Source organism: Youngiibacter fragilis 232.1 (genome assembly GCF_000495435.3).
GTDB lineage: Bacteria > Bacillota > Clostridia > Clostridiales > Clostridiaceae > Youngiibacter > Youngiibacter fragilis.
In genome coordinates this window covers 1-7,093 of the sequence record NZ_AXUN02000040.1, presented here as the reverse complement: position 1 = coordinate 7,093, position 7,093 = coordinate 1, and the positions used below count along the sequence as shown (strand labels likewise).

The 7,093-nt window shown below is 46.2% G+C and carries 9 protein-coding genes; 2 read left to right on the top strand and 7 right to left on the bottom strand.

What is annotated here, in order from left to right; translation table 11 throughout:
- Nucleotides 1–84 precede the first annotated feature (84 nt).
- Complete coding sequence (locus T472_RS20185; RefSeq protein ID WP_082447525.1) at nt 85–564, top strand: aldo/keto reductase; 480 nt, start codon at nt 85–87, stop codon at nt 562–564.
- A gap of 59 nt (nt 565–623) precedes the next feature.
- On the opposite strand, the gene T472_RS02665 is transcribed toward T472_RS20185, so the two are convergent.
- The 7 genes from T472_RS02665 to T472_RS02635 all read right to left on the bottom strand — a co-directional run bounded on the left by T472_RS02665 (nt 624) and on the right by T472_RS02635 (nt 5,996).
- A complete protein-coding gene (locus T472_RS02665) occupies nt 624–1,553 on the bottom strand; it encodes an aldo/keto reductase (RefSeq protein ID WP_023386542.1) in 930 nt (309 codons plus the stop codon).
- Nucleotides 1,554–1,590: 37 nt separating this feature from the next.
- Nucleotides 1,591–1,899, bottom strand: coding sequence for a GNAT family N-acetyltransferase (locus T472_RS02660; protein WP_023386544.1), 309 nt, complete (start codon nt 1,897–1,899; stop codon nt 1,591–1,593).
- A 104-nt stretch (nt 1,900–2,003) separates the two neighbouring features.
- Nucleotides 2,004–3,353: a phosphoglucosamine mutase gene (gene glmM / locus T472_RS02655; protein ID WP_023386546.1), complete on the bottom strand. Its 1,350-nt coding sequence runs from the start codon at nt 3,351–3,353 to the stop codon at nt 2,004–2,006.
- Nucleotides 3,354–3,474: 121 nt separating this feature from the next.
- Complete coding sequence (locus tag T472_RS02650; RefSeq protein ID WP_023386548.1) at nt 3,475–4,332, bottom strand: AIM24 family protein; 858 nt, start codon at nt 4,330–4,332, stop codon at nt 3,475–3,477.
- Between the two features lie 70 nt (nt 4,333–4,402).
- Nucleotides 4,403–4,633, bottom strand: coding sequence for a DUF2164 domain-containing protein (locus tag T472_RS02645; protein WP_023386552.1), 231 nt, complete (start codon nt 4,631–4,633; stop codon nt 4,403–4,405).
- Nucleotides 4,633–5,364, bottom strand: coding sequence for a bactofilin family protein (locus T472_RS02640; RefSeq protein WP_023386554.1), 732 nt, complete (start codon nt 5,362–5,364; stop codon nt 4,633–4,635). The genes T472_RS02645 and T472_RS02640 overlap by 1 nt, the downstream gene beginning before the upstream one ends.
- Before the next feature lie 11 nt (nt 5,365–5,375).
- Nucleotides 5,376–5,996 (bottom strand): DUF4004 family protein, encoded by a 621-nt coding sequence (locus tag T472_RS02635; protein WP_023386556.1) that lies wholly within the window; start codon nt 5,994–5,996, stop codon nt 5,376–5,378.
- Nucleotides 5,997–6,430: 434 nt separating this feature from the next.
- Here T472_RS02635 and T472_RS02630 point away from each other — a divergent pair, with 434 nt between their 5' ends.
- Complete coding sequence (locus T472_RS02630) at nt 6,431–7,027, top strand: hypothetical protein (RefSeq protein WP_023863290.1); 597 nt, start codon at nt 6,431–6,433, stop codon at nt 7,025–7,027.
- Nucleotides 7,028–7,093: the final 66 nt, after the last annotated feature.

Here is a 7,093-nt window from a genome sequence, read left to right as displayed (position 1 = left end):
ATTCCAAATTCCATCAAAATTAAGGGCTTCAGGTTCATTGTGGTACCTCTTTAGTCCGGTTCACGAGGCGATGGGTATGATTGAATCCCCATAGTATCGTGGCTGGTCTCGCGATTTCGTCCAATAGGAAAAATTGTATCGGGTCATCGATGCTGTACTGCATCTGATGGCCTTTTCTTTTCCCCTCAACAATTCTTTCCTAATAAATTATATAACCTGGGCTCGAGGGGTATAGAATATGACCTGCTGCCATTCATGGAATCAAACGGGATAGCAACCATGGCTTACTGTCCCATGGCTCATGACAGGCATACCAGGAAATTGATAGCTGAAGAGACCAGTGTTATGGAAATCTCATCAAAATATGGCATAACTACGGAGCAGCTGATGCTTGCTTTCGTCCTTTCAAAAGAAGGAGTCTGTGCCATTCCTAAGGCTTCAAGTCTACAGCATGTTCTTCTGAATGCCGCTTCTGTGGATATCGTGCTTTCACCTGAGGACATGGATATGCTTGCTGTCCATTTTCCGTCACCCAAAAGGAAGATGTCCTTTGATATGCTCTAAACAAAAAGCACTTCGCGCTGAAGTGCTTTTTGTTTATAATCCAAATTTCTCTTTTTTGTTTACCTGAACATCTCGTCAATGGCTGCAATTTCCGAGTCCGACAACCTCAGAGTCATTGCGTCGCAGTTGGACATTACCTGCTTCACGTTCTTTGCTCCTGGAATCACAGCATCAATACTATCCTGTGCAAGGTACCAGGCAAGAGCCAGGTTTTGAGGCGCAACATCAAGCTGCTTTGCCATTACCTTCAGCTTCTCCACTTTCTCAAGGTTCTCAAGGAAAGCCTTGCCCTTGAACAGCGGATTGTTGGTCCTGGAATCCATGAAGGTAGAGTACCTGTTGAACTTGCCGGTAAGGAAACCTGAAGCGAGAGGATAGTATGGAACGAAGGATATTCCCTTCTCCCTGCAGTAGGGAATAAGGTCCTTCTCAGCATCCCTCTTAAGTAGGTTGTAATGGCCCTGTATGACGTCTATGTAGCCGTCCCTGTTGGCCTCCTCCAGCTGTTCCATACTGAAGTTGGATACTCCTATGGCCTTGATGATGCCCTTGTCCTTGAGCTCCTTGAGTGCTCCTATCGTCTCATACTTGGGTGTGTCATTGTCAGGATAATGGACATAGAAAAGGTCGATGTAGTCAGTCCCTAACCTTGCCATGCTGTCGTAGACAGATTTGACCATGAACTCGACTGAATTGTCCATGACTACTTTTCCTTCCTCAAACCTGTGGGCTGCCTTGGTTGCTAAGACAATGTCATTCCTGTTCCTGTACTCACCAAGTACATCGCTTATCAGCTCTTCAGACCTTCCAAGTCCATACCAGTATGCGGTATCTAGAAAATCCATACCGCAGTCAAATGCAGCCCTTAAGATCCTTCTTCCTCCATCGTCAGTCATATAGTTGTATATGTTATGTCCTCCGACTGCATTTGTTCCAAGTCCCACAGGACTTACAATGAGCTCAGTTCTTCCAATCTTTCTCTTTAACATTTCGCCCTCCCCGTTAAATCAGTTTTTTATATTTTTACTATAGTGTAGCCTCAACCTCAGGTCCCAGTATGTCGGCATATCTGTCAGCATGCTTTGCAAGGACCTTCCTTGCATAAAAGCAGCTGGCATTGACCTTGAAGTTGTTATCCCTGGCAAAATCAGCAACGTTATCGACAAGCTTCTGGCCCATTCCGGTGCCCTGAAGCACAGGTTCAAGGTTTGTGTGGAGCACAGTAATCAATCCGTCCTTAAGGATATATTCCATCTCTCCCAATCTCTCACCCGACTCAGTCACTACAAAGAACTTCCCCTCATCCGGTTCATTAACTATCCTGTAGCCATCCATAATGACACCTCCACATTTCTCTAAGTTAATTCTATCACATTGCGTGTAAAGGAATACATTGGATAACGAAAAGAAGTCCGGAAAAATCCGGACCCCAATGTATACTATCTCGCTATTCTCGCCTTGATCATGTCAGCGATCCTGTGGGCATAGGCATCAATCTCTTCCTGGACCTCACCCTCGAGCATTATCCTTACAAGAGGCTCAGTGCCTGAAGGTCTTATGAGCACCCTTCCCTTGCCGTTGAGCTTCTCTTCGATCGCTGCTATCTCAGCGGCAATATCCTTATCCTCGACATGGATGCACTTGAATTCAGATGGCACCTTCACGTTGACAAGCACCTGCGGCATTATCTTCATGACAGAAGCAAGCTCGCTGAGTGTCTTTCCTGTGTACTTCACTATACCTGCAAGCTGAAGGCCCGTGACGAGTCCGTCACCTGTTGTATTGTAGTCCCTGAATATGACATGGCCTGACTGCTCACCGCCGATTGAGTATCCGTTCTCCACCATGTTCTCAAGGACATACCTGTCACCGACCTTGGTGATTTCGAGCTTGAGACCTCTTTCCCTCGCCGCGATCATAAGACCAAGATTGCTCATTACCGTCACAACAAGTGTATCATCCTTGAGCTGTCCCATCTCCTTCATGTGGAGAGCCGATATCAGCATTATGAAGTCCCCGTCTATGAGGTTTCCCTTCTCGTCAACCGCAAGACATCTGTCAGCATCGCCATCGAAGGCAAGACCAAGGTCACAGCCCTTGTCGACAACATACTTCATGAGCTCTTCAGGATGGGTTGATCCGCAGTTCTTGTTTATGTTGAGGCCATCCGGATCATCGTTTATGACATAGACTTCGGCATTGAGCTTCCTGAATGCTGAAACAGCAGACTGGTAGCTGGCTCCGTTAGCGCAGTCAAGGGCTACCTTCAGTCCTGAAAGGTCCTGCTTGAGAGTGCTCATGGCATAGCTCACATAGTCAGCTGTAGCCCTGTTCTCATAAATTACCCTTCCCACATTCTTGCCGGTAGGTGAAGGAACACCTTCAAAGCCGCCTTCAATTACAGCCTGTATCCTGTCCTCAAGCTCATCAGAAAGCTTGTAGCCCTGGCCGTTGAAGAACTTGATTCCATTGTATTCCACCGGGTTATGCGAAGCTGAGATCATTACTCCAGCATCCGCATTATAGTTCCTGACGAGAAGTGCAACTGCAGGCGTAGGCACTACTCCAAGTGATACAGCCTCCGCACCAACAGACAGTATTCCCGCTATGAGTGCACTTTCCAGCATATCCCCTGAAATCCTGGTATCCTTAGCCACAAGTATCTTTGGCCTGTGGGCACCCTCAGTAAGTACATGCGCTCCAGCCCTTCCAAGCTCGAAAGCCATAAGTGGTGTCAGCTCACTGTTTGCGAGTCCCCTTACACCGTCAGTACCGAACATTCTTGCCATATGTTACCATCCTTTTTCATATTGATTCCGTAAAAAAACCCCGGGCACCTCCGGCGCCCAGAGTGTATCATCAGTATTTTAACATAAAACCTGTCTCAAACCTATACCAAAGTGAAGTCCGTCAGGCCTTACCTTCCTTGCCGTCCTTACCCTCAGCCACATGCTCCGCGTGGGGCCTCATCAGAGGATTGTCCATGGTCTTCAGAAGCTCGTCGTAAACGGACTTGGTTGGCATGAGCCAGACCTCACCTGTTCCCTTGAACACGTTCATGAAGCCTTCTCCTGACAGGGCAGACCCCATAAGGGATTTGGTAGTCTTCTCAACTGAGAACTCAATGGTGCCTGTCCTTAGTATAGCAAAGTTGCCATCAACTTTCAGTGTGTCGTTGACAAGCTTGTACTTGAATATCTCCTGTTCTGGGACAGGAAGCTCCAAAGCTACTATTCCTGTTCCTGACAGCTTTGTCTGGAAGAAGCCTTCATTACCCAGAAGAGCACCGGAAACAGTCTTCACAGTTGTGGTGGACATCTCCACCTGCTGCTCTGCAGCGAAAAACAACGTATCATCTATTATGACACTCTCGTTCTCAAGCTCAAGAAGCGCAATGTGACCGAAAGATGGCTCAAGCAGAAGCTCCCCTGTTCCTTTGAACAGAGGCCTTACCAGGTTCTCACCTGTTATCTTCGATGTAATAAGCTGCTTCGAGAATGAAAACAGACCGCCAGTATTTGAGCTTACCTCAATCGGTCCCCTCATGAAGCTCAGCCTTCCTGACTCTATGTATGCTCCACTTGAAGAAAGAACTATCCTTAGCTGCCTCAGCTTTATCCCGGCCTGCCTCATGAACGAAAGCATGAAAGCGGTCCTTACATCCTTCCCACCTCTGAGCTCATCGAACTCCAGCACCTGGAACAGTGAATTTCCTTTGATCTCAGTAAGCTTCGTGAGGGTATTTGTCTGGTTCATGTTCGTCTTCATCCCAATACCTCCGATTCATTTCTCTCCCCTGATTATATACCATCTCCATATCTATAGAAAGGATTGCTGCCTAAGGCTTCTCAAGGGACATTATGTCCTCCACCCTGTCCTTCATGAGGATATACGAATCCATGAGACCCTGGTTGTAGAACTCAGGTCCAAGCTTTTCCTCGATGAAGTCGAGAAGAAGAGCTGCGGCAAGGTCGCCCAGCTCCTCTTCCCTCTCAGACAGGAAATAGGTCCTGATCTCTGAGATCATCCTTTCCTTCTTATCCTTTGAAAGCATGCTCTTCTTAGCCATCAGTGGATTACCTCATCAACCTTCGAATCCTGGGATACCCAGATGGTGCCTGTATGCTCAACACGTCCTATCCTGCAGCCTCTCCCTATGGAGACATCGCCACCCCGGACAACTTCGGCTATTGTATTCTCAAGCTCTACCTTGTCTCCCTCTATGGTCTGTACCCTGAGGACAGAGTCTCCCGATGTCACTATTTTGAGTTTCCTGAAGCTAAGGTTGAATCCGCCCCTGTCCCTTCCCTTGTTGACTACAGTGATCCTTCCACCGACAAGCTCCTTGATCTCTGACTCACCTGCAAGGTCTATGTCGCAGGTTCCGCAGTTGACTGTACCTCCGCAGAATATCCCTCCATGGACTGTCAGAGTCTCGCACTCCATGTCGAGGCCTATTGTGGACTCACCACTTATCCTGACGTCAGTACCCTTCAGCGCACCTCGTATCTTGGTGCCACCAGCAAGATCCATCTTCTCTCCCCTGATGCTGCCGTCTATTGATACTCCGCCACTGATGATGATCTCGTCACCAGTGACGTCTCCTGCGATCTTCACCCCGCCGGTAATCCTTATCTCCCTGCTCTCAACGCTGCCGTCTATCTTGACCCCACCGGTGATGTTCACAGTCTCAGCATGGATAGGGGATGTCACGCTTCCTGCACCCGAAATCTTCACATTCCTGAATCTGCCGCCGGAGACTACTGAAGCCCCCGTCATTATTAGGTCTCTCTCATCCATTTCAATCCCTCCTACCCAAGCTTGTGCTTGAGGTTCTCTACAGCTGTCCTTAGGCTGTAGCCAGAAACAACAGCATCAACATCAGCCTTAAGGTATCCGTCAGACCTGTGAAGGAATACCATTGTCACACCCAGCTTCCTGAATATGCTTATGGCAGGGTCCTTATCCTTCAGCTCCCCATAGTTCTCTGACACTATCCTGATAGCCTTCTCCGCATCCTCAAGGGAAAGGTTCCTTTTCTCAATCAGCTCAGACACCATCTCCATGTATAGCAGGTCCTGGAATGTGAATTCCTTCTTACCTGGATACATATTGGTGTACAATGCCAGTATATCTCTTGAAACAATGTTCCGTAACGCAATGTCTTCCCCGCTGATAACCATCTCCTCAGGCATGCTGGGAGAGAATCTCTCAGCCAGGTCATCAAGTGACACATCATCCTTCATCTCCATGATCTGCTTTACCCTCTCCAGTATCCTGTCCTTCTGAAAGAAAGTCTCCTGGCCTGTATAGCTCGACTTCTTGATGAACCAGTCCTCAGGAATCAGATTCTTCCTCTTCCACCTGTATAACTGTCCATAGGAGATCCCGGTAAGCTCCAACAACTCCTTCTTTGATATGAGTTCTTCCATCGTCCTCACCTCTCAAGGGTAGTGTAACATAACATTGTTACGTTGTAAACAGTTATTTTTATTACGCTTATGACCTGCTCCAACAATAGTATCTCTCCAATTACAATATCTATCGTTGCGACTAACATTCTGATAATTAATGTTCAATGTTGTGTCAGTATGTTATAGTTATGATGTATATTTAGTTTGTAACTAGCTACTATATGATGTGATGTGGTTAAATCGTCAAATATAGGCCAAATCAATCCATAAAGGTTAGAGAACAAATTAATGTTAATGCCATGCAATAATCTAATACCCATCCGATTTAGCCATAACAATAACGCTAATAAAATTTGGAAGTATCAGCAGAATAAACTACCTGATGAATACATTCAATTCGGTTGAACTAAATAGAGTTGCACATAGTATGTGTATGGTGAGAGGGGTTTTGTATGAATATTAAAAGAATAAAAGATCGGATAGGATACAAGATTGACCTGCTGATGTCTAAAGGAACCGTTTCGCTGATTTTTTTATTGTCAATTATTACATTGGTACTTATAGTAATTGCAGGAATCGCCGTGATAGTAGTTGAACGCGCTTGGGCAGACGACTCATTACCTTTTGCTGTCTGGAAATCATTCACACTCACACTTGATCCAGGTAATCTAGCTAGCGTTGAAGGAAGTGTGGGTTTAATTGTGGTCGCGGCACTAAGTACCCTTGGTGGGATATTTATAACAAGCACATTGATTTCTATCCTAAATACCGGACTGGCAAATCGGCTTGATGATTTTCAGCGTGGAAGCGCAAGAATCATTGAAAAGAATCACTCGATAATCCTCGGGTATTCAGAATCAGTATTTGAAATTATTGGCGAACTTCAAATTGCAAACACGAACAAGAAATCCTGCTGTATAGTTGTTCTGGGCAGTGAGGCCAAACATGTAATGGAGGAGCAGATATTGCGTCATGTCCCTTCCAGTAAGTCATGTAGGATAATTTGCAGAAATGGAGATACTAGTACCCTGGAACATTTTAATCTGTAATAATCACAGGATATAGGTGCTTTAATTTAGTACGCGCATCGTCAACCTTAAATTGCCAGTCTACTG

Excerpts from the sequence above, each read along its gene's own strand:
- T472_RS02650 (WP_023386548.1), bottom strand. The coding sequence starts at position 4,332 with ATGAAGACGAACATGAACCAGACAAATACCCTCACGAAGCTTACTGAG.
- T472_RS02630 (WP_023863290.1), top strand. The coding sequence starts at position 6,431 with ATGAATATTAAAAGAATAAAAGATCGGATAGGATACAAGATTGACCTG.
- T472_RS02660 (WP_023386544.1), bottom strand. The coding sequence starts at position 1,899 with ATGGATGGCTACAGGATAGTTAATGAACCGGATGAGGGGAAGTTCTTT.
- glmM (WP_023386546.1), bottom strand. The coding sequence starts at position 3,353 with ATGGCAAGAATGTTCGGTACTGACGGTGTAAGGGGACTCGCAAACAGT.
- T472_RS02665 (WP_023386542.1), bottom strand. The coding sequence starts at position 1,553 with ATGTTAAAGAGAAAGATTGGAAGAACTGAGCTCATTGTAAGTCCTGTG.
- T472_RS02640 (WP_023386554.1), bottom strand. The coding sequence starts at position 5,364 with ATGGATGAGAGAGACCTAATAATGACGGGGGCTTCAGTAGTCTCCGGC.
- T472_RS02635 (WP_023386556.1), bottom strand. The coding sequence starts at position 5,996 with ATGGAAGAACTCATATCAAAGAAGGAGTTGTTGGAGCTTACCGGGATC.
- T472_RS02645 (WP_023386552.1), bottom strand. The coding sequence starts at position 4,633 with ATGGCTAAGAAGAGCATGCTTTCAAAGGATAAGAAGGAAAGGATGATC.